This is a genomic window from Oceanimonas smirnovii ATCC BAA-899, from assembly GCF_000381965.1.
In the GTDB taxonomy this organism is placed as follows: Bacteria; Pseudomonadota; Gammaproteobacteria; order Enterobacterales; family Aeromonadaceae; genus Oceanimonas; species Oceanimonas smirnovii.
This window is the reverse complement of record NZ_KB908455.1, coordinates 153,945-180,726: the sequence shown is the minus strand read 5'-3', so window position 1 is coordinate 180,726 and position 26,782 is coordinate 153,945. Positions and strand designations below refer to the sequence as shown.

Sequence of the window (26,782 nt, the reverse complement as noted above, 5' to 3'; positions counted from 1 at the left end):
GATGGCCTTTTATCACTACAAGGCGCGGGATCGCCAGGGCCAGCTGAGTGAAGGACGCATGGAAGCGCCCAGCCGGGAAAGCGCTGCCGCCAGTCTGGCTCAGGCCGGGCTGATCCCGGTAGAAATGAAAGAAACCCGCTCCGGTACCAAAACCTGGCTGCAGGTGCGTCAGTTTTTAAAAGGCGGCATCAAGCCCGAAGCGCTGCTGATATTAAGCCGGCAGTTTGCCTCCCTTACCCGCGCCGGTATTCCCATTCTGCGCATTGTGGAAGGGCTGCGCGACACCACAGACACCAGAGTATTAAAAGAAGCCCTGGATGAGGTAGCTCAGGCACTGAATCAGGGCCAGACCCTGGCCAATGCGCTGGCGGCGCATCCGCATTTGTTTAACAGTTTGTTTGTGTCTCTGGTGGAAGTGGGGGAGAGCACCGGGCAGCTGGAGCAGGCATTTTTGCAGCTGGCCCATTATTACCAGCTGGAGCTGGATACCCGCCGGCGCATCAAGGCGGCCATTCGTTATCCCATGTTTGTGACCATTGCCATGGTAGCCGCCATGACGGTGATAAATATTTATGTGATCCCCGCCTTCAGTGGCATTTTTGCCCGGCTGGGTGCCGATTTACCCTTGACTACCCGGTTTTTGATTGGCAGCTCACATTTTTTTACTCACTATTTTGGCCTGCTGGTGATGGTGTTGCTGGGCCTGAGCGCCGGCTTTATGTGGTATGTGCGCACCCCGGCCGGCAGGCTGCGCTGGCATAAAATCCTGCTGCGCGTGCCCATAGTGGGGCCGCTGATCAAGCGCATTTTGCTGGCGCGCTTTTGCCGCAGCTTTGCCATGATGCTGGCCGCCGGCGTGCCCATTACCCGGGTGCTGCGGCTGGCAGGCAGTGCCACCGACAACGCCTTTTTAACCCAGGCCATTCACAATATGGGCGAGGGCCTGTCTTCCGGTGACAGCCTGTCGACCGTGGCGGAAAACAGCCGGGTATTTACCCCGCTGATTTTGCAGATGTTTCGGGTGGGCGAAGAAACCGGCCGGGTAGATGAAATGGTGATGGAAGCGGGCCGCTTCTATGAAGAAGAAGTGGACTACGACATTGCCAACCTGTCTTCCCGCATTGAGCCCATTTTGATCACCGCCATTGCCGCCATGGTGCTGGTGCTGGCATTGGGTATTTTTACTCCCATGTGGGACATGATGGATCTGGTCAAAGGCGGGTAAGTGTGAAGCATCAGTCCGGCCACACCAAGCATCAGCACAGAACGCTGCAGAGCAGTAGTAAGGATTACCGGAGCCGACCATTAAATGCCATGGATGGCATTTTCGAGCGTTACATGGAGGTACTTGTAGCGTGTCGGCGTAGTGTAACCTTGCTGCTGCTCTCAAACTGCTGCTTCAAAAATACTCGGAACAGGGCTGGATTGGCACCATACAAGCCGTTAAGATAGTAACCACACCTTTTGTAATAATTAACCTGAAAGGAAATAAAATGAAAAGAGCAGCGGGTTTTACCCTGATTGAACTGGTTATTGTTATTGTAATACTCGGCATTCTGGGTGCCGTGGCGGCACCGCGGTTTTTAAACCTGCAGGGTGATGCTTATGCCGGTAATATTAATGGTCTGAAAGGCTCTATTCAGTCTGCACTGACCCTGGCCAATACTAAAGCTGTGCTGGAGGGTAAGGATGGTATTGGTGAGAGCAATGCTACAGTTACTGATGTTGACGGTTATCCTGATGTTGAATTTAAGTATGGATATCCCATTGCTGCCGATGATGAGACAGGTATCTTAGGTGCCTTACAAAGCGTTCCCACATCCGGTGATGATGGTGATTACACAATAGTTGAAGAAACAAATGCTATAAGAATCCATCCTAAGGGCAGAGCCAGCGATGATGAAAAGTGTTTTGTAAGATATACAGAAGCAACAAGCTCTAACGCGCCAGCTACTGTCGAAGCTAACACAGAGTGTGATTAACTTTAAAAAAGGCGGCTTCGGCCGCCTTTTTTAACCATTCACTCTTTCCAATAAAGGAAACCCATGTGCAGCACAGCCGGTTTTACCCTAATCGGGCCCGTGGTGATTCCCGCTGTTTACGGGGCCACCAATGCCCCCCATTTATTAAGCTCTCCCCCTTATGGTGCGTAAACACGCTGCCTTTACCCTGATAGAAATGGTCGCCGTGCTGGTGCTGGTGGGCATTCTTGCAGCCGTGGCCATTCCGCGCCTGCCCGTGGGGGGCGACTTTGAAGATGCCCTACAGGCCCGCAATCTGGCGGGGTTACTGCGTCTGGCCCAGCTAAGAGCCATGAACGACCCCGAAGCGCTGCAAAGCGGCACCGATATCAACCGCTGTGGTGTGATTGCGGTTACTCGAACAGGAGTAAGCATTTCCAGCAATTGCAGCAGCGCCACTTTGCTTACCGGCTTCAGTGGTACAAACCCTGATATCTGGCTGGGAGCTGAGCTTTCGGTTTCCTCAAACCAGAATCTGCCCTTTACTCTGCAGTTTGGCCTGTTCGCCAATGAAAACTTTCTTAGTGATAACAGCTACCTGGGCCGGCCCCATATAAACGGTAATCCGCTTGATAGCACACTCACCATAACCCTGGCCGGCACCTCGGTAACCATAGAGCCAGAGGGGTATATTTATGTGGCGCGCTAATGCCGGCCTCAGCCTGCTGGAATATGTGATTGGCCTGGCCATTTTGGCTATTGTGCTGGTGGGGGCGGGGCTGTTTTTTGTAAGCCAGCCCCGCCAGCTGGATCCGGTGTTTCAGTTTCGCGCCGTCTCACTGGCCGAAGCCCTGGCCGAACAGGTGCTGGCGGTACAGTACGACGATAATAATAATCCGCAGGCACAAGTTCGGTGTGATATCGATGAAGACGTTAACTGTTTGAATAGCGCCACTGCTGATGTAAGTAGCGGCATTAAGTCTTTTGAGCATTTGGATGACTTTCATCTTTGGTGTGATGAAAACGCCATTACCGGCGATGCGCTGGCAGCCCAACTGGCACTGACCCAGCAACAGCTTTATGCCCGCTACACAGTAGAAACCTGCGTTACCCTTGAAACTGATGATGCCGGCACTGCATTTAAAAAGGTGCTAATTGCCATCGCAGATCAAAACGGAGCCGATGTGTCCTTTACCCTGCACAGGTACAACATAAGATGAAAGCGCGCGGTTTCACCCTGCTGGAGCTGGTTATCGTGATGGTGCTGATTGGTATCAGCGCCGTGTTTGGCACCCGTTTTATTGCCCAGATGGCCAGCAGCTATATGGGCGGGGCCGAGCGTGCCGAAGTGCTCGCCGGTGCCCGCTTTACCATGGAGCGGTTGCGCCGCGAGCTGGCCGTGGCGTATGGCCCCAGTGTGTATATCAAAAACAACTGCCTGGCATTTGTGCCTGCCCTGGCGGCCGGCACCTATACCGGCACGGTGAAAAACCAGCTGGCTACTTTTATTAAACCGCTGAGCCTGCAAGATAAAAATATAAAAAATAGTTATATGGCCATTCGGGCTGACAGTGGCGAGGCTGAATGGAGTAATTATCCAGCTACACTCACCAACACTGTTTATCAACTGGAGCAAGAGCCTGCCAATGACAGCTTTGGTGTGAGTGACATTTTTGATACTCCTGCTGATATTGATTTCAAGCGAGAAGGGGCAGGCCAGCGTTACACTCTGCTCAAGCCTGAGCAAATTCGGTTTTGCAGCGAGCAGGGCAGGCTTTATCGTGAACAAAACACCGGTGCCGGCTGGGAAGATAAAACCCTGATGTTGAGCGGGATCAGTGAAAATGGCGTATTCAAAGACTATGATGAGACCAGTCAACTGATACAAATGGAGCTTGTATTGAGCACCCAGGACGGCAATCTGGTGCTGCCCGCGCAGCTGCAGGTGATCTATGCGCCTTAACCCTCAGGCCGGCAGCATGCTGGTAAGCATCATCTTTATTATTGTGATCCTCTCGGGGTTAATGGCCGCCATGGTCACCCTCTCGGGCCAGAGCAGCCGCCAGCTGGTATACGAAGTGCAGGCGCTGAAAGCCCGCCTGGCAGCCGAGTCGGTACTGGAGCAGCAAATTTATGCCGTGCTCGACAATTTCAATGCCGACAAGGTAGTGGATAAAGACAGCCCTTTCTTTGTTAATGGATGTGATGCGTACATTCACAGCATCACACCTGCTGGCGCATTACAAAGACAAATTATTTCCACCGGCACCTGCACCGGCAGCGGCCTTACCGTGGTCCGCAATATAGAAGTTGAGGTGATTAATGAATAAAACGGCCTTGTTTTATCTGACGGCACTGCTTGCCACGGCACCGGCACTGGCATCCGGTATTCCTGCGCTTTTCCCTTTTGCTGCCCAGAGCCATGATCAAAAGGGTGAAGTGGAAATGGGCTGGAGTACCAGCATTAACGGCACCAATAACGGTGTGCTGAACTTTAAAAAAGAGGATGATCTGAAAGGAAAGTGCGACGGAATAACATGCACTGTTTCAGGGAAAATCACTCCGGCTTATTCACTGCCGCGATTTAATCGCTCTCCTTTTACATTGCCAGACTTCAAGAAAACGAACTCTTCGTTTGAAGCCAAGTGTAGTGGCTCCGGCACCATTAGATATGATCGCGATGCATACGAAAAAGTGGAAGCGCAGGGAAGTTGCAGATTGCATATTGCCAATTCGGGCGATGTGCTGATAAAAGGAGACTTGTCGGCACAGGGCAGTACCATCCTTTATCTTGATAGCGGTAATTATTGGTTAGACTCATTGAAATTATCCGGTAGCAGCAAAATTATTATTAATGGTAATGGTGAGGTTAACTTTTACGTTAAAGACAATGTTGATGTCTCCATCAGTAATCAGGTGGGCAGCCCGTCACAAAAAGTGAACATATTTCATTACGATGATGATCAGGTAAAGCTGGGTAGCAGCGCCACCTGGTATGGAAATATAAAATCTTACGGCGACTTTGAACTGCAAGGCAGTAGTAAGCTTTATGGCGCGGTACAAGCCAAATCTCTTGAATTATCTGGTAGTACCAGACTATATCTTGATGCCGGCACATACTGGTATGAAGAGGTTGACTTACAGGGCAGCGCCAGAGTAATACCACAAGGTGATGAACTCACAACCTTTTATATTGAAGAAGATTTAGAGTTACAGGGTAGTACTGAACTGGGTACCAGTGAAAACCCGGTACTTGCCTTTGTATACGGTGACGGCGAAGCAGAGCTTGAAGGCTCTTCCAGGATCTATGGTTATGTATACGTTGAAGGCGAATTGGAGATGCAGGGCAGCACAAGAATATTTGGTGCTGTCAATGTGGTTGATCTGGAAATGGAGGGAAGCTCCGCTATCAACTTTGAAGAACTTTCTGCATCAGATGGAGTTCATCATTACCAGCTCAGCTTTAACAAGGAAGCGAATGAACTGACAGCCTACGCCTGTGGTGATGAGGCCTGTAACGATTTGCTGCTCTATTCAGACTATGCCAGGTTGAAGATAGATGATGGCGAGAACAATAATAACATTTCCAACTTCAATAATTTTATAGGCAAGGTGACTGACTATAAGCCTAATACCAAGCTGGATAAAAATAAATGCATACAGTTTGTGGCAGATAAAATGACCCCCTCACCTGATGAAGGTGAGTTGCGCTGTTATCTGTCTGACGGCACTCGCCTGCCAAGCTGCAAGTTGTGTACCGAGCAGGATGTGCAATCTTATCTCGCTGCCTATGTGTATGATGAGATCACTCTTAATGAAGAAAAATTGGGAGAAACTACTCCCAACTTCGATTTTTATATTACTGAGCTGAACGGCACCGGAACACTTCAAACCGGTAATAGAGTGTTGAAAAAAGGCAGTGAAGTTAGCTTTCCGTTGGACCTGACCTATAACAAGGCTGAAGCCATATCCCTGACCATTAAAGGTGACAATGGCAAAAATGGTAAAAACAAGCAGGAAGTGGAATATCAGCTTGATCTGGTGTTTGTGCCCAAACAGCTGCGCTGGTCCGCTGCCGATTGCAGTGGCGATGATGGCTTTTTATACGCCGAACATGCGGCATCTTGTACCGTACTGGGTAACGCCGGTGAACAAGTCGCGCTGACACTGCAAGCTTATGGTGAAGGCGATAAGCTGATTGATGATTACAACGCCCAGTTGAATGACATTATTATTCATGAATTGGGTGATGATGCCAAAGAAACTGATGATACTCCTGTCATCAAACAGCCTATGGTTAATTTTAATCAAAATAATAACCCGGGCTTTCAAAGCGCCAAGCCTATTTCCGGGGTAGCCCTGATACAGGCAACCGTGCCTGAAACCTGTGCGCCTTATGCCGTGGGTGATAACGGCTGCATGCTGAAAACGGATGGTGATATAGCCATTGTCGGCCGCACCGTGCCTGCTTCACTTGAGATAATAAAAACTCAAAATGGTGATATCAAAGATGATGTGGTTTATGCAGGTAAACCTGGTTTAAGCTTTGACACAGAGCCCGCTTTTACTGTGGTGGGACTTGATACCAAGGGTAATGTACTAAGCAGTTACAGCGGTGAGTTTGCTGAAGGTCTTGTCACTAATACGGAGCTTGCACTCAGTACTTATCTTGAGTACGGCACTCTTGAGCTGAATATCTCAGAGCAGAAAACTGGTGAGCATAAGATAACGCTTGATACCAGCATGCTCAAATTTATCAAAGCGGCTCCTTTTTCAGAAACAGCGCTTGATCTGCCTCTTCAACTGACAATCAGTGATCATGACAAGACAAAGGGGAGCGAAGATACAACCACACTTGCCGGCGAAGACGACACCCTGCGTTTTGGCTTTGTCACCCTGATGGATACTGAAATAGAAGTAGGTAAAGAAGGCACCATGTTCAGCAAGTTGCACTATTACGGTGATAGCCTTAAGCAGCTGAAAGAAGATACTGGTACCGATTACGATCTTTCAGATGGAAGCCATCTACAGGCTGCTTTGGATGGTAACTCAGTGGAAAATCTGACGCTCGGGTTCAAGCTCAAGGCTGAGGGCGAGGTGAGCAAGGAGATTAAGGTCGACCCTTACGCCAGTGAACTAAAAGACATAATAGTTACCATTGAAGGACTGCATTACTGGCTGAAGCCGGCAGATAAAGACAATGAAGGCGGCCTTGAAGATCCTGAGGCACTGCTGGACATTACCGGCCGCTTCAGCCCGGGCGAGCGCACCTTTAACCGGCGTGAAGCCACTCGCTGATCCCAGCCGGTACTGCAGGCCCAGCCTGCAGTACAAAAGTGTGATGTAGATGTTTTACTAATTGTTTACAAAAAATTATCATCAGTTCGCAAGCCATAATAACAAGGTAAGGATACCGACAGTGCGCGAAGATCATCACCATCAGGAGGCTGCTGCTCAGACGAGCGTGTTTGAGCAAAACCTGAGCTTTAAGCGGCAGCTGCTGCACCATGTGTTTGAAAATGCGCTTGAGTCCATTATCGTGACCAATGCCGACGGCATTATCGAGCGGGTTAATCCGGCCTTTACTCAAATTACCGGCTTTACTGCCGAAGAGGTGTTGGGCAAAACGCCACGGCTTATTCAGTCTGCTAAACATGAGCCTGACTTTTACCGAAAAATGTGGCAACAAATCAGCCGTACCGGCCAATGGAGTGGTCAGGTATGGAACCGGCGCAAGTCCGGCGAGGTGTATCCGCAGTGGCTCAGCATTAATACGCTTACCAACCACCATGGTCAGATAACCCACAGAGTGGCCATTGGTCACGATCTCAGCGGTCAGCGCATGGCCGAGCAGGATCGCATGCCCTTTACCTTTAAAGATCCGCTCACTCAGCTGGGCAATCGTCAGTTATTAACCTCTCGCCTGGAGCAGGCGCTGGCCGAAGCACAGCGTAACAAAATACGGGTGGGGTTAATGGTACTCGATATTGGCCGGCTGAAACCGGTAAATGAGCAGCTGGGCATGACCTGGGGCGATGATGTATTGCGTCAGCAGGCGCGCATTATGCAGGCGGCAGTAGACGAAGCCGATACCCTGGTGCGGCTGCAGGGCGATATGTTTGCCATTTTGCGCCACAGCAAGGCGGAAGATACCACCATGGGGCATCTGGCAGAAAAACTGCTCAGTCTGCTGGGGCAGCCCATGGTGCTGGCTGATCAAAATGTGGTGTGCATGCAGCCCAGCATTGGCATTGCCATTTATCCGCGCGATGCCAAAGAGCCCGAAAACCTGTTGCAGGCGGCAGAATATGCTCATGCCATGGCCAAGCGGGAAGGCCGCGGCCGCTATCAGTTTGTGGATGAGCAGCAGCACAGGCTGCACCACAGAGAGCTGATTATTGAGCAGAGCCTAGGGCATATGCTGAATACCGGTCTGGTGCAGGGAGTGAGTTTGCATTATCAGCCACAGGTGTGCTCGGTTGATGAGCGCATTGTCGGGGTTGAGGCACTGCTGCGCTGGACGCACCCGCGCCTTGATATGATTTCTCCTGCCGAGTTTATTCCGGTGGCCGAGCAAAGCGGGCTGTCTGTGCGTTTGGATCGCTGGGTAATAGAGCAGGTGTGCACACAGCTGGCCGCCTGGCGGGAGCAGGGCATGATGCCGCCCATGGTGTCGGTAAACCTGTGTGCCCAGCAGTTCAGCCAGGCCGATTTTTGTGACTGGCTGATGGTTACCATGGCCCGCTTTGGCTTGCCGCATTCTCTCATCAAGCTGGAAGTCACCGAGTCCACCATGATGGATCAGCTGGATACCGGCATTAATATGCTGCAGCAGCTGCGGGATCAGGGATTTAAGCTCTCTCTGGACGACTTTGGCACCGGTTATTCGGCGCTGTCCTGCCTGCACTGGTTTCCGCTGGATGAGCTTAAAATTGATCGCAGCTTTATGGTGGAAGCCTGCGAAAGCTCAAGAGCGCTGACCTTGTTGCGCACCATTATGCAGCTGGCAGAGCAGCTGTCATTAAGCCTGGTGGTGGAAGGAGTAGAGCAAAAAGAGCAGCTGGAGCTGCTGGAAGAGTTCGGCTCCATTACCGTGCAGGGATATTATTATTACAAGCCCATGCCGGCCAGCGAACTCTTGCCGCTCTTGTCTTTATGCAGTAAAGGGCCGGGTAACAGCACTCTTATGTAAATGCTGCCTTAATTAAGCTTTTGCTGGTTTGGCCGATACCTTGTTTATCGAATGCTAAAAAGGAGCAGGATAATGGCGATTTCTCCGGTTTCAGGTAATCAGGTTTATCAGGTAGCCAGCAAAAACGAGCGACAGACACCGGCAGAAAAAGGTGCCGAGCACGATGTGGTCAGCGCCCGCTCCGAGCTGAAAGCCCGCAGTAACCAGAGCATAGTGCAGGCCATGTTTGATGGCGGTAATACGGGCAATAACAAGGCCATGAGTATTCTTTATGGCGAGATAATGAGTACGATCAATGCGGAGCTTGGCGAGCAGCATGCCATTACTCCCGAAAAGCTGGCAGACAAGCCCGACGATTACTGGTCTCCGGAAAACACCGCCAGCCGCATAGTAGACGGAGCCCTTGGTTTTTTTGAGACCTTCCAGAAACAAAACCCCGGTATGCCGGAAGATAAGCAGCTGGAGCAGTTTCTCGACACCATCACCAGCTCCATTGATAAGGGCTTTGGAGAAGCCGTCAATATTCTGGAAGGGCTAAGTGTGTTCGACGGCAGCATCAAGGATAACGCCACCGCCACCCGCGAACTGATTACAGACAAACTCAACACCTTTCGTGAAGAAAGGTTAGGATCTGGCGCTTAAATATTCCTGTAACCGTTGCTGCCTGGCGTTATTGAACACCAGCCCCAGCTTGGTGCGCCGCCACAGAATATCGTCGGCGGTGCGGGCCCACTCCTGCTGCATTAAATAATCCACCTCGGCACCGTATAAGCCGGCTCCCAGGTGCGCTCCCAGGTCTTCCAGACCTTGGCAGCCCTGCAAAAACTGCCGGCACAGGGTGCCGTAGCTGCGCACATAGCGCCGAGCCAGGGGCAAAGGCAGCCAGGCGTATTCTTGTATCAGCTTCGCCTGCAGGCCGGCATGGTGATTGAAATCGCCGCCGGGTAACACCAGCTGGCTGGTCCAGGGGCCGCCGGTGCCGGGCAAAAACGCCGCCAGCTGGTTGATGGCGTCTTCTGCCAGTGCCCTGAAAGTGGTGATTTTGCCTCCAAACACCGACAACAGCGGTGCCTCGTTGCCATCGGCGCTCAGCAGCAGTTTGTAATCCCGTGAGGCTTTCTGGGCCTGATTATCGCCATTGGCCATTAACGGCCGCACGCCGGCAAACTGATGCACTACCTGTTGCGGTGAAATCTGAGTGCGAAAGTGCTCGTTAACCACGTCACACAGGTAGGTAATTTCATCATAAGCCGGTGCCACACTGGCCGGATCACCGGTGTAGTCCACATCCGTGGTGCCAATCAGGGAATAGTCCTGCTCATAGGGCAGCACAAACACAATGCGGCCGTCGCGGTGTTGCAGAATATAGGCGTCATCACTGTCATACAGGCGCGGCACCACTATGTGGCTGCCCTTTACCAGCCGCAGGTGCGCCGGTGGCGCTGTGTGCAGCACCTCATCAAACAGGCTGCTGGCCCAGGGGCCGGCAGCGTTCACCAGAACCCGTGCCAACACGGTGCGCCGGCTGCCGCTGGCGTCTTCCAGCGTTACCTGCCAGAGGCCGTGGGCACGCTGTGCCTGAATGCAGCGGGTGCGGGGCCAGATGTGTGCGCCGCGCTCCCGGGCCGCCATGGCACACAGCACCACCAGGCGGGCATCGTCCACCCAGGCATCGGAATATTCAAAGGCCAGCTTCAGCTTCGGTTGCAGAGGGCTCTGCCCGTTCAGAAACACGCGGCGTGATGGCTGCAGCCGATCGCGCCGTGCCAGATGATCATACAGCCACAGCCCCAGCCGTATCATCCAGGCGGGGCGCAGGTGAGGTTGATGAGGCAGCCGAAAGCGCAGCGGCCAGATAATGTGCGGTGCCGCCCGCAGCAGGGTTTCCCGCTCGGCCAGTGCCTCGCGCACCAGCCGGAATTCATATTGCTCAAGGTAACGCAGGCCGCCATGGATCAGCTTGCTGCTGGCGGAGGACGTGGCTGCGCCCAGATCGTTCATCTCGCACAGCGCCACATCAAGCCCACGGCCGGCGGCATCCAGGGCGATGCCGGTGCCGTTAATGCCGCCGCCTATGACCATTACATCCAGCGGTTGGCTCATGGTTCACTCCTGGCGCGGGCTACTGCCGCCTGCCAGCCTTGATAATGGGCCTCGCGCTCATCATTTGGCATAGTGGGCGTAAACGCCTGATCAATGCTCACGCACTGCGCCAGCTGCGTTGTATTCTGCCAGAAGCCGGTGGCCAGCCCGGCGAGAAAGGCTGCGCCCAGCGCCGTGGTTTCCAGCAGGGCAGGGCGCACCACCCTGGTGTGGGTAATGTCCGCCTGAAACTGCATTAAAAAGTTATTGGCAGCGGCACCGCCGTCCACTTTCAGCGCCGCCAGGCGAAGCCCCGCGTCCTGTTGCATGGCATCGAGCAGATCCCGGCTCTGAAAGGCAATGGCCTCCAGTGCGGCCCGCACAATATGGTGGCGGTTGGCCCCGCGGGTCAGCCCCGTGATGGTGCCTTTGGCATAGGCATCCCAGTAGGGCGCGCCCAGTCCGGTAAAGGCGGGCACCAGATACACACCATTGGTGCTGGCAACTGCGTTAGCACAGGCTTCGCTGTCCTTGGCGTGAGCAATTAACCCCAGCTCGTCCCGCAGCCACTGAATAATGGCACCGCCCATAAAGACCGAGCCTTCCAGCGCATAACTCACGCCGCCGCCGGCCCCCACCGCCAATGTGGTGAGCAGGCCATGGTTCGACTCCACTTTTTGCTGGCCTGTGTTCATCAGCATAAAACAGCCGGTGCCGTAGGTGTTTTTTACCATGCCCTTGTTAAAGCACAGCTGGCCGAACAGTGCCGCCTGCTGATCCCCGGCCATGCCGGCAATGGGTACTTTGCCGCCAATATCCGCATCGCCATACACCCGGGAAGACGGCTTTACCTCGGGCAGCAGGCTGGCGGGAATATTCAGCGTTTCCAGTAACAAGGGGTCCCATTCCAGGGTGTTGATATTAAACAGCAACGTGCGCGAGGCATTGGTATAGTCGGTGACATGCACCCGGCCTTCGGTCAGCTTCCACACCAGCCAGGTGTCTATGGTGCCAAACAGCAAGTCACCGGCGTCGGCCTGTTCGCGTGCACCGGGCACATTGTCCAGCAGCCAGCGCAGCTTGGTGCCCGAGAAATAGGCGTCGGGCACCAGACCGGTGCGCTGTTTTATCTCGTCGGTCAGGCCCTGCTGCTTGAGCTGCTCGCAAATAGCCGCAGTGCGCCGGCATTGCCAGACAATGGCGTTGTGAATGGGCTGGCCGGTGTGTCTGTTCCACACCACTGTGGTTTCCCGTTGATTGGTAATGCCAATGCCCGCCAGCTGGCTGGGGCGCACGCCGGTTTTGGCCAGCACTTCGGTTAAGGTGGCGCGCTGGGTGGCCCAGATTTCGGTGGCATCGTGCTCCACCCAGCCCGCTTGCGGATAGTGCTGGGTAAATTCCCGCTGGGCTATACCCGCCACACGCGCCTGGTGGTCAAACAAAATAGCGCGCGAGGAGGTGGTACCCTGATCCAGCGCCAGTATGTATTGTGGCTTGCTCATGATGCCTCCTTCCGGGCCAGTAATTGAGTACAGACAGCAGGCAATAGCGGCTTCCAGGGTTTGCGCGGCCCCTTATACAGCTCGCCGGTTTTGTCGTTTATCCAGCTGGCCAGCTCACTGCCGCAGCCGGTGCCGGCGGGCACAGGGTGCTGAGGCTCGCAGCTCGCATGGCCGGCAGGGCAGTGCAGCCGCACATGAAAATGCCCCGAGTGACCATACCAGGGGCGAAGGCGGCCCAGCCAGGGCGCATCGCCGTAAGCACGGCACATGGCCTGTTTGATCAGCGGGTGCACAAAAATACGGCTCACGCGCTCATCCTGGGCGGCCAGGGCAATCAGCCGGCGCTGGTTATCGGTAAAGTGGCGGTTAAGCACATATAGCTTATGGTTGACCATGTCCTGCTCGGGCAGGGCAGGGTTGCCCGCGCGCAGCCAGATGTCTGCATCCAGCCCGCTCTGGTGGCTGCGGTGGCCATATTCAAAGGGGCCGCCATGCTTTCTTGCCATATCGGCCACCAGCATGGGCGGCAGGCCGGCGGCGTTCAGCCGTTGGCCCAGCCCCTGCAAGTAATCAATCAGCTCGGGCTGGCCGTAATAACGCTGGCGCTCGGCGCGAACCACCTGAAAGCCCGCACCAGAAAGAGGCAGCGCTTGAGACTGAGTCTGGCAGCCCGCCGCGTAGCCACCAATGGCCTCGGCCTGTGCGCCAAAGTGAATGCTGAACAGGATCAGCGCCAGCCAGAAAACCGGTTTTAACATCAATGTGCTCTCCTTTGCCCACATGGCACCATTATTTATGCCAGTGCAAATTTTTGCTAGGGTAGCGACTTTTAATCTCGTCGGAATTTCATCATGACCGCCCAGCGCCTGTCCGTGCAACAGTTGTTACAGCAGCCTCTTGAGTTTGTGCTGCTGCCACCTGCTTTTCGTTTTTATGCCACTCAGGCCGCTGTGCTGCTGGCCAGTTTGGCTGTGGTGGTGTGGTCGGCGCTGGATGCGCAGAACGGCTTTGAGCTGGTGCATTATGTGGGGCTGGTATTTGGCGGTGTGCTCTTGCTGGTGAGCCTGTGGCCGGCCAGCTGGAGCCGGCAGCGGTTAATGAACCTGGCCTATGACGCCGAGCGGCTGTATCTGGTGAACGGGAATCGCAAGCTGGTGGTGAGCCTGCCCAGAGACAGGGTGAGGGCAGTGAACAAGGGCAAGCTGCCGGGCCACGACGGAGCCATTATTGCCTTTACTCTGGATCTGCAGCTGAGCGAGCAGGAGCTGAACGCCGTACAGCAGGCGCTGGAAACCCAGGCCGAAGAGCGCTTTGCCCTGGGTGAAAACTGCTACCGTTTTGGCTTTGTGGCCAACTGGCAGCCGCGCCGCAAACTGCTGGATGCTATCGCACCTTTGGCACCCATGGTGGTGGTAGAAGAGCCGGTGGAAGAAGACGACGATGACTGGGATGACTGAGCCGCGCCTTTAGCGCGGCTGGTTGCTGGCGGGTAACTGGGAATGCCGACAGTCGTTCTCAGATACGAAACACCGAGACCACCTCCTGCAGGTTTTGTGCCTGAACGGCGATGTTTCGAGTGGCCTGAGAATTGTCGCGCACGGCCTGTACGGTATTGTCGGTGATGTCCCGAATGACTACCACATTACGGCCAATTTCATTGGCAACGCTGCTTTGTTGCTCAATAGCAGTGGCAATTTGAGTGGCCATGTCTGAAATGACGGTCACTTCTCCGGTAATGTCATCCAGTACTCTTTCAGCTTGTTTGGCCTGCTGGCTGCTTTCCAGTCCTTCTTCTCTGCTTTGGTAGATAATCTTCACCATGTCGTCAGTTTTTGCGTGCAGTGAGCTGATGATGGTCGCTATTTCCTGGGTTGCATCCTGAGTGCGCGCCGCCAGCGCCCTGACTTCATCGGCCACCACGGCAAATCCCCGGCCCTGCTCACCTGCTCGGGCGGCTTCAATGGCAGCATTGAGCGCCAGCAGGTTGGTCTGATCGGCGATATCGCGAATAACCTGTAATACGGTACCGATGGTGTCGCTCTGACGGGACAAGTCCTCAATGCTGCCTACCGAGTCTTCCAGCCGGCCGGCCAGACGGCGAATGCGCTCTATGGTGCCCTGCACCTGCTGCTGTCCTTCCGTTGCACTGCCGTTGGCCTTGCCGGCCTTGATGGCGGTCTGGTCGGTATTGCGGGCAATGTCATCAATGGTGCTGACCATTTCTGTTACTGCGGTGGCAACCTGCTCGGTTTCCTGCTGCTGGCGTTCAATGTCTGCGGTCGTGGCGGCGGCGCTTTCTGACAGTTGCTGAGTGGTCTGATTCATGGTGCCCACAGCCTGATGCACCTGCTGAATTACCTCCCGGAACCCCTGAAGCATGGTATTCAGCGCATCGGCAATGTCTGCCATTTCATCTTTGCTGCCGGTATCAATGTGCAGTCCGAGGTGGCGGGTATGATGAATGCTCAGCACGCCTTCACGAATTTGCCTGATGGGGCGGAAAATGGAACGACTGATGGCAATGGCGACTCCTGCAGTGAGCAGCAACATCAGCATAAATACCAGGGTCGCGGTACGGGTTGACTGATCCAGATAGGCCTGCAGCCGCTGCTCGATATCGGCAAGAGTACTGTTCAGCAGGCTCTCGGTACTCTGAATAGTCTGACGCATGGTCAGCTGCAATCCTTCCTCACTGCTCAGTCCCAGACGTTGCAGCTCATCGGCATAAGCGAGAAAACGCTGCCGGTAATGGCTGGCCTGAACCCGGGATAAAGCCAGGGTGTCAAGTTCACTAAGCAATTGCTCATGCAGATTATTAAAACGTTGCAAATAGCGGACTTCATGGCGCAGCATAAAGTCCTTTTCGGCTCTGCGAAGCTGCAGCAGAGTAATAAGAATCCGATCGGCACCGGCGTTATTCAGAGAGGCTTCAACATCGTGTACGGCTTGGCGCAACTCGCCCTCCAGCCCGGACTCATGATCCAGCCCGAGACGCTGATAAGCGTCCGCCACTGCCGTGAAATCGGTGCTATACCGGCTGAAACGTTCACTTAAACTGGTCAGTGCGGTGATCGGTAACTGTTGCTGCTCAAGCACAGCCTTCAGTTGAGCCAGGTGCTGCTGGGTTTGCGCCATTTGTTGCTGAAAGTCGTCCAGATAACGGGTATCGAGGCGGGCGATAAAATCTTTTTCATCCCGGCGCAGGCTGAGCATATCGTTATGCAGCGTCATTGCCAGTGCCTTGCCATGGTTCAGAGCTTTGATGGTATTCAGGGTATGCGTAAACAAGGTAAACAAAATTCCCATGGCGGCAATCACCACCAGGGTGTTGAGAGCGAGCTTGTGTTTTATTTTCATCCGTTAATTTTTTCTCGTTATCGGAACATCTGAAAGAGGGGGTTGTGCGCCATGAGCAGGCGCAGAGGGTCAGCGTAAAAACGGGTTATTCAGTCGCTCATGGCCGAAGGTACTTTCGGGGCCGTGGCCGGGTACAAAGGTGATGTCGTCACCCAGCGGCAGCAGAGTGTGTTTAATGCTGTCTATCAGTTGCTCGTGGCTGCCGCCGGGAAAGTCGGTGCGGCCAATGCTGCCCTGAAACAGCACGTCGCCCACAAAGGCCAGCCGTTGCGCCTTGTGCAGCAGCACCATGTGGCCCGGCGTGTGGCCGGGGCAGTGATACACGTCCAGCACATCTTCACCCACAGTGACGGTGTCACCGGCATTCAGCCAGCGGTCGGGAGTAAAACCCGGCACGGGATCAAAGCCAAACATCTGCACCTGCTGAGCCAGGCCGTCTATCCAGTAGGCATCTTGCTTGCCCGGGCCTTCCACCGGCACGCCGGTATTGGCTTTCAGCTCGCCGGTGCCGCCCACGTGATCCAGATGGCCGTGAGTCAGAATAATGCGCTCCAGAGTCAGCCCCCGTTCATTAATGGCGGCCAGCAGGCGCTCGGTTTCACCGCCCGGGTCTATCAGTGCCGCCTTGTTGGTGGCGCTGCACCATACCAGGCTGCAGTTTTGCATAAAGGGGGTTACCGGCAGGGTAATACGATTCAGCATTGTGTTTCCTCAGGTTGAGCTTCGGGCTGCTGTGCAAGCCATTCGGCCAGTTCGTCGGCGTCACCGCGTTTAACGATGCGATCGGCCTTGGCCGCCTGATGGCGGGCATAAATGGGGTCGTAATAAACACCCAGCAGGGTGGCGATCCACTCTTCATGGGCCTCACTGCCATAACCCAGCTGCTGATGGCGAACCGCCTCAGACATAATTTCCGACAGCCGTCGCCATTCCCGATCGCCCAGGCGTTTATACAGCCGTTTCAGGCTGTTCTGCAGGTAGCTTTCCAGCCGCGCAAAATCCTGGTTAAAGTGGTGTTGCATGGTGTCTACATAGTCGTGGCGAATTTGCTGCACCCGCTGCTCAAAGGGCACTTCCAGCAACAGCAGCGGTGCCTGCTGCATGCGCTCATACAGGGGCAGGGGCACCGGGCAGCGGCCAATCATGGCGCTTTCGTCTTCTACCAGCCAGCCCTTAATACCACTGTGACGCTGCTTTAACCGGGCAATGGCCAGGCGGTTTTCAAAGTTGATGGGAGTGGGCTGAGGCTCGCCCCAGTTGCCAAAGCTGGAGCCTCTGTGGTGGGCATAGCCTTCCAGATCCAGCGACAGCGGGCTGCGCGCCAGCCAGTCGGTTTTGCCGCTGCCAGTGAGGCCGGTGAGCACAAAACCCGGGCCGGCAAAACCCTGTTCAATTTCGGTGAGCAGCCGCCGGCGCAGTGCTTTGTAGCCACCCTTGACCCGGGACACTGGACGGCCGGCATCACCAAGCCACTGCTGCACCGTCTGGCTGCGCAGGCCGCCCCGAAAGCAATAAAGCACGCCGTCAGGGTTTTGCTCAAGCCAGTTCAGCCAGCCCTGCAGACGGGCCTCGCGTATTTCACCGCACACTAATTGATGGCCCAGTTCAATGGCGGCCTGCTGGCCTTCATGTTTGTAGCAGGTGCCCACCTGTGCGCGCTCGTCATCTGTCATCAGTGGCTGATTACAGGAAGCCGGAAAGGCCCCCTGTAAAAACTCGACCGGCGCGCGCAGGTCCAGCAGAGGCGTGTTATTGATAAACAGCGCATCGAGATCGGTGTGCAGATCAGGCATCCACTACCTCAATGCGGTGTTCGCCGGCGGTGACCAGCTCGCCAATGGGCGCCAGGCTCAGGTTATGGCTGGCGGCCACGGATAAAAATTCGTCAATGGCGCTGGGGCGCACCGCCACCAGCAGGCCACCGCTGGTTTGCGGATCGCACAGAATATGCTGCTGGCGCTGCGTGATGGGGGCCACTTTATGGCCATAGGCATCAAAGTTGCGCAGGGTGCCGCCGGGCACGGCACCCGCCTGCAGGTAATAATCCAGGTTGGGCAGCAGCGGAATATCCGCCATATGCAAAATGGCGCTCACATCAGCCCCTTCACACACTTCCACCAGGTGCCCGAGCAGGCCAAAACCGGTCACGTCGGTCATGGCACTGACGCCGTCCAGTGCGGCAAAATCCTGACCGGGCCTGTTCAGCCGGCACATGACCTCGGGCGCAATCTGGCTGTCTTCGTTTCGCAGCACGCCTTTTTTCTGGGCGGTGGAGAGCACGCCAATGCCCAGCGGCTTGGTCAGAAAAAGAATATCGCCGGCGGCGGCGGTATCATTGCGTTTCACCTGATCCAGCGCAATCTGGCCAGTGACTGCCAGGCCAAAAATGGGCTCGGGTGCGTCTATGCTGTGGCCGCCGGCAAGGGAAATGCCGGCGTCATGGCAGGCCTGACGACCGCCGTCAATCACCTGCTGAGCCACTTTCGGTGCCAGCGTGTTGATTGGCCAGCCCAGAATGGCAATGGCCACCACTGGCGTGCCGCCCATGGCGTAGATATCGCTGATGGCATTGGTGGCGGCAATGCGGCCAAAGGTAAAGGGATCGTCCACAATGGGCATAAAAAAGTCGGTAGTGGAGATAATGCCCATGCCGTTACCAACATCCACCACGGCGGCATCGTCACGGCTGTCGTTGCCCACCACCAGGCGCGGATCGTTAAAACCGGGCAGCTGGCTGTGCAGTATGGTGTCGAGGATTTTGGGGGAGATTTTGCAGCCGCAGCCAGCACCGTGGCTGTATTGAGTCAGGCGAATGGGTTCCACGTGAGCTTCCTTGGTAACTGTCAGAAAGCCTGTATAGTACTCCTTATAGGCAGGAATCGCACCCCACAGCGCGTGCGGGTGAGCGTAAACTTAAAGGCAGCGAAACAATAAAAAGGAGCCGAAGCCATGAGCATTATTGCCAGAAAAATCTGGGTCAGCGGTCGGGTGCAGGGAGTGAGTTTTCGTTATTACACACAGTGCGAGGCCGAGCGTCTGGGCGTGAGTGGTTATGCCCGTAATTTGCCCGATGGCAGAGTGGAAGTGCTGGCAGAAGGGCAGGCCCCTGCCGTGCGGCAGTTAACCGCCTGGTTACGCAAGGGGCCCGACAGCGCAAATGTGGCAGGGCTGGAAGAAAACGACATCACCCCCACAGGTGTGCGCGGATTTGAAACCGGATGACAAGGGCTGGAAGCTTGAAGCCGGAAGTGTGGCACAACAACTTCCGGCTTTCAGCTTCACGCTTCCAGCTTGTGTTTAGCCTTTAAGCGCCTGGTCCAGCTCTTCGATTTTGGCTTTCCAGATGGCGGGGCCGGCTTCGTGGGCATTGTTGCCGTCGCTGTCGACCGCCACGGTGACCGGCATGTCTTCCACCTCAAACTCGTAGATGGCTTCCATGCCCAGGTCTTCAAAGGCCAGCACTTTCGCTTTTTTCACCGCCTTGGCCACCAGATAGGCGGCACCACCCACGGCCATCAGATAAACGGCCTTGTGATCACGAATGGAGCTCACGGTGGCCGGGCCGCGCTCAGCCTTGCCCACCATGCCCATCAGGCCGGTCTGCTCCAGCATCATGTCGGTGAATTTGTCCATGCGGGTGGAGGTGGTGGGACCGGCCGGGCCCACGGCCTCGTCACCAATGGCATCCACCGGGCCCACGTAGTAAATAAAGCGGCCGTTAAAGTCCACCGGCAGGGGCTCGCCCTTGTTGATCATGTCCTGAATGCGCTTGTGAGCCGCATCCCGGCCGGTCAGCAGCTTACCGGAGAGCAGCAGGGTTTCGCCCATTTTCCAGTCTTGAATGTCGTCACGGGTCACGGTATCCAGGTTGACCCGGCGCACGTTTTCACCCACTTCCCAGGTGACTTGTGGCCAGTCTTCCAGTTTTGGCGGAGTCAGCTCGGCAGGGCCTGAGCCGTCCAGATGAAAGTGCACATGACGGGTGGCGGCGCAGTTGGGGATCATCACCACCGGCTTTGAAGCGGCATGGGTGGGCGCGGTCTTGATTTTCACATCCACCACGGTAGTAAGGCCACCCAGACCCTGTGCACCAATGCCCAGTTTGTTGGCCTTTTCAAAGATTTCCAGACGCAGTTTTTCTTCGGTGGTGTCGGCACCACGCTCGATCAGCTCGTGAATGTCCACCGGATCCATCAGGGATTCCTTGGCCAGCACGGCGGCTTTTTCAGCGGTGCCGCCAATGCCGATGCCCAGCATGCCCGGCGGGCACCAGCCGGCACCCATGGTGGGCAGTGTCTTCAGCACCCATTCCACCACGTCGTCGGACGGGTTCAGCATCACCATTTTGGACTTGTTCTCGGAGCCGCCGCCCTTGGCGGCAATGGCCACTTCCACTTCGGCACCGGGCACCATGTCGATATGCACCACGGCGGGGGCGTTATCTTTGGTGTTTTTGCGGGCACCGGCGGGGTCAGCCACTATGCTGGCGCGCAGCGGATTATCCGGGTTGGAGTAGGCGCGGCGTACACCCTCATCCACCATTTCCTGCACCGTCATATCCGAGTCCCACTGCACCTGCATGCCGATTTTTACAAAGCAGGTCACAATGCCGGTGTCCTGGCACAGGGGGCGGTGGCCTTCTGCCGACATGCGGGAGTTAATCAGAATTTGCGCAATGGCGTCTTTGGCGGCCTGGCTCTGCTCTTTTTCGTAGGCTTTTTCCAGCGCCTGCACGAAATCCAGCGGATGGTAATAAGAGATATATTGAAGGGCGTCAGCAACGGAGTCGATAAAGTCCTGCTTTTTGATAATGCTCATGGCTTCCTCATGGGTTATCGGCTGGCTTTGAGTTGTTATAATCGGCGCTATGATACGCTTGCGCGCCCCCGGCTGACCAGCCGGAGCCTGAGCGTAATGCCAAAACTGTCGAGTGGATTACATAATGGGACTGCCTTTGCACATACACAGCGAGCCCTTTGCCGGCCCGGTGCGTGACTTTTTCTCTCCTCTGGCAAGCCAGCCCTGGTCGGTGCTGCTGGAGTCGGCCTCGCCGCTGGCCGGTGACAGCCGTTATCACATTATCAGTGCCGGGCCGGTGGCCACCCTGGTCACCAGAGGGAACAGCACCACCATTACCCATGCCAATGGCACAGAGCACAGCAGTGACTGCTCCTTTGCGTTGCTTAAAGCCTGGCAACAGCGGCTGCTGGATGAGGTGACCTTACCAGAGGAACTGGCCCATCTGCCCTTTGCCGGTGGTGCCCTGGGGCTGTTTGGTTACGATTTGGGCCGGCGGCTGGAGCGCATTCCTGAACATGCCCGTAATGAGCTGATCACCCCCGATATGGCAGTAGGCCTGTATGACTGGGCCTGGGTGATAGACCGTAAAACCGAACAAGCTCATTTGCTGGTGCTGGGCAATGAGGCGGCACTGCAACAAAAACTGGCCTGGTGGCGGGGCCTGAGTGCGCCAGAGGCGGAAAGCTTTAAGCTGGCCGGCCCCTGGCAGGCCAATCAGAGCCGCGAAGCATATGGCACCAACTTTAATAAAGTGCAGGACTATCTGGCCGCCGGCGACTGTTATCAGATAAACCTGACGGTGCGCTTTAATGCGCCTTTTGAAGGGAGCCCATGGACCGCCTATCAGGCGCTCAGTGAGCATAATAAAGCGCCGTTTTCCGCCTTTATGCCCCTGCCGGACACCACCATTTTAAGTCTGTCGCCTGAGCGCTTTATTGCTCTGGAAGGCCAACAAATAGAAACCAAACCCATCAAGGGCACCCGGCCCAGAGGCCAAAACCCGCAGCAGGACCGGCAACTGGCCGATGAGCTGGCCGCAGCGCCCAAGGACAGATCCGAAAATCTGATGATAGTGGACCTGCTGCGCAACGATATTGGCCGGGTCTGTGTACCGGGCAGTGTCAGGGTGCCGTCGCTGTTTGCCATTGAGTCGTTTCCGGCGGTGCATCATCTGGTGTCGACCATTACCGGCGAGCTGAAGCCGGGGCTCGACGGCACCGATCTGCTGGCGGCCACTTTTCCCGGCGGCTCCATTACCGGTGCCCCCAAAATACGCGCCATGGAGATTATTGAAGAGCTGGAGCCCCATCGCCGCCATGGCTATTGCGGCAGCATGGGCTATTTAAGTGCTCATGGCCGCATGGACACCAGCATTACCATTCGTACCCTGCTGGCAGAGCAGCACCGGCTTTACTGCTGGGCCGGCGGCGGCGTGGTGGCCGACTCCGAGCAGGCCAGCGAATATCAGGAGCTGTTCGATAAACTGGGCCGCATTTTACCCGTGCTGGAAAAGCTATGACCCTGGATGAGCTGATCACCCGCATTAATCTGCTGCCGCCACAGCCTGATGACGGCTGGCCCGGGCATGCCCGGCCCGCAGCGGTGCTGATGCCGGTGCTGGAAGGCCGGGAAGGGTTAGAGCTGGTGCTGACCCGGCGCAGCCGGCATTTGCGTCAGCATCCCGGGCAAATCAGTTTTCCCGGCGGCCGGGTAGATAAAGAAGATGCCAGCCTGTGGCACACGGCCCTGCGGGAAAGCGAAGAAGAGATTGGCCTGCCGCCGGCGCGCTGCCGGCAGCTGGCGCGGCTGCGGGCCCAGTACACCATTTCCGGTTTTGCGCTCACGCCCTTTGTGGGGCTGGTGGAGGGACAGCCGGAATTTGTGCTGAACCCCGATGAAGTGGACGAGCTCTACCGGATTCCGCTGGATTATCTGCTGGACTTGCGCCATCACCATGTGCTGAGCCAGCAGCGGCGGGGCAGGCTGCACCGGGTGGTGTTTATTCGCTGGCACGGGCTTTGGGTGTGGGGCATTACCGCGTCTGTTATTCATCAGTTTGCCCATCAGGTGGCGCGCTGACTGGCGATCCTTATCACAAAGTCTATGTTTCTGCGCTGGCTTGTTAAAATTCTGTTGGGTTAAAACTCAAATAAACCTACAATCGTTCAATAATAGTTGAGCGATTGCCGCGGCGTCGCTGTTTCACATCTGTAGTGTTCGGAGTTGCCATGATCAGCGTGTTTGACATCTTCAGTATCGGTATCGGCCCGTCTTCTTCCCATACCGTAGGCCCCATGCGGGCGGCCCATGCCTTTGTGCAGGCCATGGCGGAGCAGGGCACCCTTACTCGTACCACACGAGTAGAAGTAGAGCTGTTTGGCTCTTTGGGCCAGACCGGCATTGGCCATGGCACCGGCAAGGCGGTGATCCTGGGGCTGGGCGGTTTTGATCCCGAATCCGTGGACGTAGACATGATCCCTGAGTTTCTGGAAAAGGTGGAAGCCAGCCAGGAAATTGTACTGAACCAGACTCATGCTGCCGCCTTTCCGCGCACGGGTGCCATTGTGTTTCATCGTCGAAAAACCCTGCCCTTGCACAGTAACGGCATGACCTGCCGTGCCTTTGAGGACGATAAGGTGCTGGCAGAGCAGTCTTATTACTCCATTGGCGGCGGTTTTATTGTGAAAGCGGAAGAGTTTGCCGACACCAAGGCGGCCGCCGTGGCCGAGTCCAGCGCCAGGCCGGTGCCGTTTCCGTTTAAAAGCGGCAATAAGCTGCTGCAGCTGTGCCGGGAAAACGGCATGTCCATCAGTGGCCTTATGATGGAAAACGAAAAGGTAAACCGCAGTGAAGAAGAAGTGGTTGCCGGCCTGCGGGAGATCTGGGACGTAATGAAGGCCTGTGTGAAACGGGGCTGTAAAACCGAAGGCATTTTGCCCGGCGGGCTTAAGGTAAAGCGTCGTGCACCCTCTTTGCACCGCCGGCTGGTGAGCGAAGCCCATTACAATAAGGATCCCTTAAGCGTGATGGAGTGGGTGGATTTATTTGCGCTGGCGGTAAATGAAGAAAACGCCGCCGGTGGCCGGGTGGTGACGGCGCCCACCAACGGGGCCGCCGGCATTCTGCCTGCGGTGCTGCATTATTACGACAAATTCGTGCAGCCGGTAGACGACGACGCCCTGGTGCAGTATTTCCTTACCGCCGCTGCCATTGGCATTCTCTATAAGGAAAACGCCTCTATCTCGGGTGCCGAAGTCGGTTGCCAGGGGGAAGTGGGCGTGGCCTGCTCCATGGCTGCCGGTGCGCTGACTGCTGTGGTGGGCGGCACCATCGAATATGTTGAAAATGCCGCCGAAATTGGTATGGAGCACAACCTGGGCCTGACGTGCGATCCTGTGGGTGGTCTGGTGCAGGTGCCCTGCATAGAGCGCAATGCCATGGGCGCGGTGAAGGCCATTAATGCCAGCCGCCTGGCCCTGCGCGGCACCGGCGAGCACAAGGTGTCCCTCGACAAGGTGATTAAAACCATGCGCGACACCGGCAGAGACATGAAAACCAAATACAAGGAAACCGCCCGCGGCGGCCTGGCGGTGAATATTATTGAATGCTGAACGGAAAGAAAGCTTGAAGCTGAAAGCCTGAAGCTGGAAGTAAAAAGCCCGGTTAAAAACCGGGCTTTTTTGTAGCTGTCACTTTAGTTGGCAGAAGGTACTTCCAGCTTCCAGCTGACGGCTTCCAGCTATTACTTGATGCGCATGCCGGGCTGGGCACCGGTGTGCGGCTCCAGGATCCACAGATCCTTGCCGCCGGGGCCGGCGGCCAGCACCATGCCTTCACTCATGCCAAAGCGCATTTTGCGCGGGGCCAGGTTGGCCACCATAACGGTGAGTTTGCCTTCCAGATCTTCCGGGCTGTAGGCCGACTTGATGCCGGCAAACACTTGGCGGCTTTCGCCACCCAGGTCCAGCTCCAGGCGTAGCAGCTTGTCGGCCTGGGGCACGGCTTCCGCTTTCTTGATCAGCGCCACCCGCAGGTCTACCTTGGCGAAGTCATCAAAGCCGATGGTGTCGCTGATGGGGTCGTCTGCCAGCGGGCCGGTGGGGGCTGCCTTGGCCTGCTCAGCGGCCAGATCTTCTTTGGACGCTTCCACCATGGCGTCGACCTTGTCGGATTCCATGCGGCTGAACAGCGCCTTGAACTTGGTCACGGTGTGGCCGGTAAGCGGCGCGCTCACGGCATTCCAGGTGAGCTCTGTGTTGAGGAAGGCCTCGGCGCGCTCGGCCAGCTTGGGCATCACCGGCTTCAGGTAGGTCATCAGCACCCGGAACAGGTTAATGCCCACAGAGCAGATGGCCTGCAGCTCGGCGTCTTTGCCTTCTTCCTTGGCCACCACCCAGGGTGCCTTGTCGTCCACGTAGCGGTTGGCCTTGTCGGCCAGCGCCATGATCTCGCGAATGGCACGGCCATATTCACGCTGTTCGTAAAATTGACCAATGCGCTCGGCAGCACCGGCAAATTCGGCATACAGCTCAGGCTCGGCACACTCGGCGGCCAGTTCACCGTTAAAGCGCTTGGCAATAAAGCCGGCATTGCGGGACGCCAGATTGACCAGCTTGTTGACCACATCGGCATTTACCCGGGCCACAAAGTCGCCCAGGTTCAGGTCCAGATCGTCAATGCGGCTGGTGAGCTTGGCGGCGTAGTAATAACGCAGGCACTCAGGGTCCAGATGATTAAGGTAAGTGTCGGCCTTGATAAAGGTGCCCTTGGACTTGGACATTTTGGCACCGTTTACCGTTACGTATCCGTGCACAAAAATATTGGTGGGCTTGCGGAAACCGCTGCCGTCCAGCATGGCCGGCCAGAACAGGCTGTGGAAATAAACAATGTCCTTGCCGATAAAGTGATACAGCTCGGCCTCGCTGCCGGGCTTCCAGTAATCGTCAAAGTTCAGATCGCCGCGTTTGCCACAGTAGTTTTTGAACGAGCCCATGTAGCCGATTGGGGCGTCCAGCCATACGTAAAAATATTTGCCCGGCGCATCGGGAATTTCAAAGCCGAAATAAGGGGCGTCGCGGGTGATGTCCCACTGTTGCAGGCCGGATTCAAACCACTCTTCCAGCTTGTTGGCCATTTCTTCCTGCAGGGCACCGGAGCGGGTCCAGGCCTTGAGCATGCCCTCGAACTGAGGCAAATCAAAAAAGAAGTGCTCGGTATCTTTCATCACCGGAGTGGCGCCCGACACCGCAGAGCGGGGGTTAATCAGCTCGGCGGGGGTGTAGGTAGCGGAGCAGACTTCACAGTTGTCGCCGTATTGGTCTTCCGCCTTGCAGCTGGGGCAGGTGCCTTTTACGAAACGATCGGGCAGAAACATGTTCTGCTCAGGATCGTACAGCTGAGAGATGGAGCGGCTTTCAATAAAGCCGTTTTCCTTCAGGCGGCCGTAGATAAGCTCCGCAAACTCACGGTTTTCATCGCTGTGCGTGCTGTGATAGTTATCAAAGCCGATATTAAAGCGTTCAAAGTCGTGTTCATGCTCTTTTTTCACCGCGGCGATCATGTCTTCCGGGGTTACGCCCAGTTGCTTGGCCTTGAGCATGATGGGGGTGCCGTGGGCATCGTCGGCGCAGATAAAATGGACCTGATGGCCACGCATTCGTTGGTAACGAACCCAGATATCGGCCTGAATGTGCTCCAGCATATGACCAAGGTGAATTGAACCGTTGGCATAGGGGAGGGCGCAGGTAACGAGAATCTTACGTGGATCGGTAGCCATAATTTCCATTTTTGTAGAGTTGAGTTTACGGGACCCCGCATGTTACCCGAGTTTTTTGGCATATACACTCTTCAGCAACGTTTTACCTGCGCAGTGCTTTTGCTAAAGTGCT

23 protein-coding genes are annotated in these 26,782 nt (G+C 55.8%); 14 read left to right on the top strand and 9 right to left on the bottom strand.

What is annotated here, in order from left to right:
* The first annotated feature begins 1 nt into the window (after window position 1).
* The 9 genes from G364_RS0103655 (at window position 2) to G364_RS16775 (ending at window position 9,795) form a co-directional block, all read left to right on the top strand.
* On the top strand, window positions 2–1,225 hold the full coding sequence (locus G364_RS0103655) for a type II secretion system F family protein (protein ID WP_019933797.1): 1,224 nt from the start codon (window positions 2–4) through the stop codon (window positions 1,223–1,225).
* Window positions 1,226–1,493: 268 nt separating this feature from the next.
* Window positions 1,494–1,982 (top strand): pilus assembly FimT family protein, encoded by a 489-nt coding sequence (locus G364_RS17470; RefSeq protein ID WP_019933796.1) that lies wholly within the window; start codon window positions 1,494–1,496, stop codon window positions 1,980–1,982.
* 160 nt (window positions 1,983–2,142) lie between these two features.
* Window positions 2,143–2,670, top strand: coding sequence for a pilus assembly FimT family protein (locus G364_RS0103645; RefSeq protein WP_019933795.1), 528 nt, complete (start codon window positions 2,143–2,145; stop codon window positions 2,668–2,670).
* On the top strand, window positions 2,657–3,181 hold the full coding sequence (locus G364_RS0103640) for a type IV pilus modification PilV family protein (RefSeq protein ID WP_019933794.1): 525 nt from the start codon (window positions 2,657–2,659) through the stop codon (window positions 3,179–3,181). The genes G364_RS0103645 and G364_RS0103640 overlap by 14 nt, the downstream gene beginning before the upstream one ends.
* Window positions 3,178–3,924: a PulJ/GspJ family protein gene (locus G364_RS0103635; protein ID WP_019933793.1), complete on the top strand. Its 747-nt coding sequence runs from the start codon at window positions 3,178–3,180 to the stop codon at window positions 3,922–3,924. The genes G364_RS0103640 and G364_RS0103635 overlap by 4 nt, the downstream gene beginning before the upstream one ends.
* Complete coding sequence (locus G364_RS0103630; RefSeq protein WP_019933792.1) at window positions 3,914–4,291, top strand: hypothetical protein; 378 nt, start codon at window positions 3,914–3,916, stop codon at window positions 4,289–4,291. The genes G364_RS0103635 and G364_RS0103630 overlap by 11 nt, the downstream gene beginning before the upstream one ends.
* The gene (locus G364_RS0103625) at window positions 4,284–7,259 is read left to right on the top strand and encodes a hypothetical protein (RefSeq protein ID WP_019933791.1); all 2,976 of its coding nucleotides are present in this window, start codon (window positions 4,284–4,286) and stop codon (window positions 7,257–7,259) included. The genes G364_RS0103630 and G364_RS0103625 overlap by 8 nt, the downstream gene beginning before the upstream one ends.
* Before the next feature lie 121 nt (window positions 7,260–7,380).
* Window positions 7,381–9,153 carry a putative bifunctional diguanylate cyclase/phosphodiesterase gene (locus tag G364_RS0103620; RefSeq protein WP_019933790.1) on the top strand — a complete coding sequence of 591 codons (1,773 nt, stop codon included), beginning with the start codon at window positions 7,381–7,383 and terminating at the stop codon, window positions 9,151–9,153.
* Window positions 9,154–9,225: 72 nt separating this feature from the next.
* On the top strand, window positions 9,226–9,795 hold the full coding sequence (locus tag G364_RS16775) for a DUF5610 domain-containing protein (RefSeq protein ID WP_019933789.1): 570 nt from the start codon (window positions 9,226–9,228) through the stop codon (window positions 9,793–9,795).
* Here G364_RS16775 and glpD read toward each other — a convergent pair.
* The 3 genes from glpD to G364_RS0103600 are packed head-to-tail and all read right to left on the bottom strand — an operon-like array spanning window position 9,778 to window position 13,495.
* Complete coding sequence (gene glpD / locus G364_RS0103610) at window positions 9,778–11,256, bottom strand: glycerol-3-phosphate dehydrogenase (protein ID WP_019933788.1); 1,479 nt, start codon at window positions 11,254–11,256, stop codon at window positions 9,778–9,780. The two genes, G364_RS16775 and glpD, sit on opposite strands and share 18 nt — an antisense overlap.
* A complete protein-coding gene (gene glpK / locus G364_RS0103605; RefSeq protein WP_026344666.1) occupies window positions 11,253–12,740 on the bottom strand; it encodes a glycerol kinase GlpK in 1,488 nt (495 codons plus the stop codon). The genes glpD and glpK overlap by 4 nt, the downstream gene beginning before the upstream one ends.
* On the bottom strand, window positions 12,734–13,495 hold the full coding sequence (locus G364_RS0103600; RefSeq protein WP_019933786.1) for a penicillin-insensitive murein endopeptidase: 762 nt from the start codon (window positions 13,493–13,495) through the stop codon (window positions 12,734–12,736). The genes glpK and G364_RS0103600 overlap by 7 nt, the downstream gene beginning before the upstream one ends.
* 93 nt (window positions 13,496–13,588) lie before the next feature.
* Between G364_RS0103600 and G364_RS0103595 the strand changes: the two genes are divergently transcribed.
* Window positions 13,589–14,194 (top strand): hypothetical protein, encoded by a 606-nt coding sequence (locus G364_RS0103595; protein ID WP_019933785.1) that lies wholly within the window; start codon window positions 13,589–13,591, stop codon window positions 14,192–14,194.
* A gap of 58 nt (window positions 14,195–14,252) precedes the next feature.
* Here G364_RS0103595 and G364_RS0103590 read toward each other — a convergent pair whose 3' ends face one another.
* The 4 genes from G364_RS0103590 to selD all read right to left on the bottom strand — a co-directional run bounded on the left by G364_RS0103590 (window position 14,253) and on the right by selD (window position 18,917).
* A complete protein-coding gene (locus G364_RS0103590; protein WP_019933784.1) occupies window positions 14,253–16,094 on the bottom strand; it encodes a methyl-accepting chemotaxis protein in 1,842 nt (613 codons plus the stop codon).
* 69 nt (window positions 16,095–16,163) lie between these two features.
* Window positions 16,164–16,796: an MBL fold metallo-hydrolase gene (locus G364_RS0103585; protein WP_019933783.1), complete on the bottom strand. Its 633-nt coding sequence runs from the start codon at window positions 16,794–16,796 to the stop codon at window positions 16,164–16,166.
* On the bottom strand, window positions 16,790–17,887 hold the full coding sequence (gene mnmH / locus G364_RS0103580; RefSeq protein ID WP_019933782.1) for a tRNA 2-selenouridine(34) synthase MnmH: 1,098 nt from the start codon (window positions 17,885–17,887) through the stop codon (window positions 16,790–16,792). The genes G364_RS0103585 and mnmH overlap by 7 nt, the downstream gene beginning before the upstream one ends.
* Window positions 17,880–18,917 (bottom strand): selenide, water dikinase SelD, encoded by a 1,038-nt coding sequence (gene selD / locus G364_RS0103575; RefSeq protein ID WP_019933781.1) that lies wholly within the window; start codon window positions 18,915–18,917, stop codon window positions 17,880–17,882. The genes mnmH and selD overlap by 8 nt, the downstream gene beginning before the upstream one ends.
* Window positions 18,918–19,043: 126 nt before the next feature.
* On the opposite strand from selD, the gene yccX reads away from it, so the two are divergent.
* Entirely contained in the window at window positions 19,044–19,316 is a 273-nt protein-coding gene (gene yccX, locus G364_RS0103570) for an acylphosphatase (protein ID WP_019933780.1), read from the top strand.
* 75 nt (window positions 19,317–19,391) lie between these two features.
* Here the strand turns inward: yccX and G364_RS0103565 are convergent, their stop codons facing one another.
* Entirely contained in the window at window positions 19,392–20,912 is a 1,521-nt protein-coding gene (locus G364_RS0103565) for a fumarate hydratase (protein WP_019933779.1), read from the bottom strand.
* A 124-nt stretch (window positions 20,913–21,036) separates the two neighbouring features.
* On the opposite strand from G364_RS0103565, the gene pabB reads away from it, so the two are divergent.
* The 3 genes from pabB to G364_RS0103550 all read left to right on the top strand — a co-directional run bounded on the left by pabB (window position 21,037) and on the right by G364_RS0103550 (window position 24,505).
* A complete protein-coding gene (gene pabB, locus G364_RS0103560) occupies window positions 21,037–22,413 on the top strand; it encodes an aminodeoxychorismate synthase component I (protein ID WP_019933778.1) in 1,377 nt (458 codons plus the stop codon).
* On the top strand, window positions 22,410–22,973 hold the full coding sequence (locus tag G364_RS0103555; protein ID WP_019933777.1) for a CoA pyrophosphatase: 564 nt from the start codon (window positions 22,410–22,412) through the stop codon (window positions 22,971–22,973). Before pabB ends, G364_RS0103555 begins: the two co-directional genes overlap by 4 nt.
* A gap of 149 nt (window positions 22,974–23,122) precedes the next feature.
* The gene (locus tag G364_RS0103550) at window positions 23,123–24,505 is read left to right on the top strand and encodes an L-serine ammonia-lyase (protein WP_019933776.1); all 1,383 of its coding nucleotides are present in this window, start codon (window positions 23,123–23,125) and stop codon (window positions 24,503–24,505) included.
* 131 nt (window positions 24,506–24,636) lie between these two features.
* Here the strand turns inward: G364_RS0103550 and metG are convergent, their stop codons facing one another.
* Window positions 24,637–26,670, bottom strand: coding sequence for a methionine--tRNA ligase (gene metG / locus G364_RS0103545; protein ID WP_026344663.1), 2,034 nt, complete (start codon window positions 26,668–26,670; stop codon window positions 24,637–24,639).
* Between the last annotated feature and the right edge of the window lie 112 nt (window positions 26,671–26,782).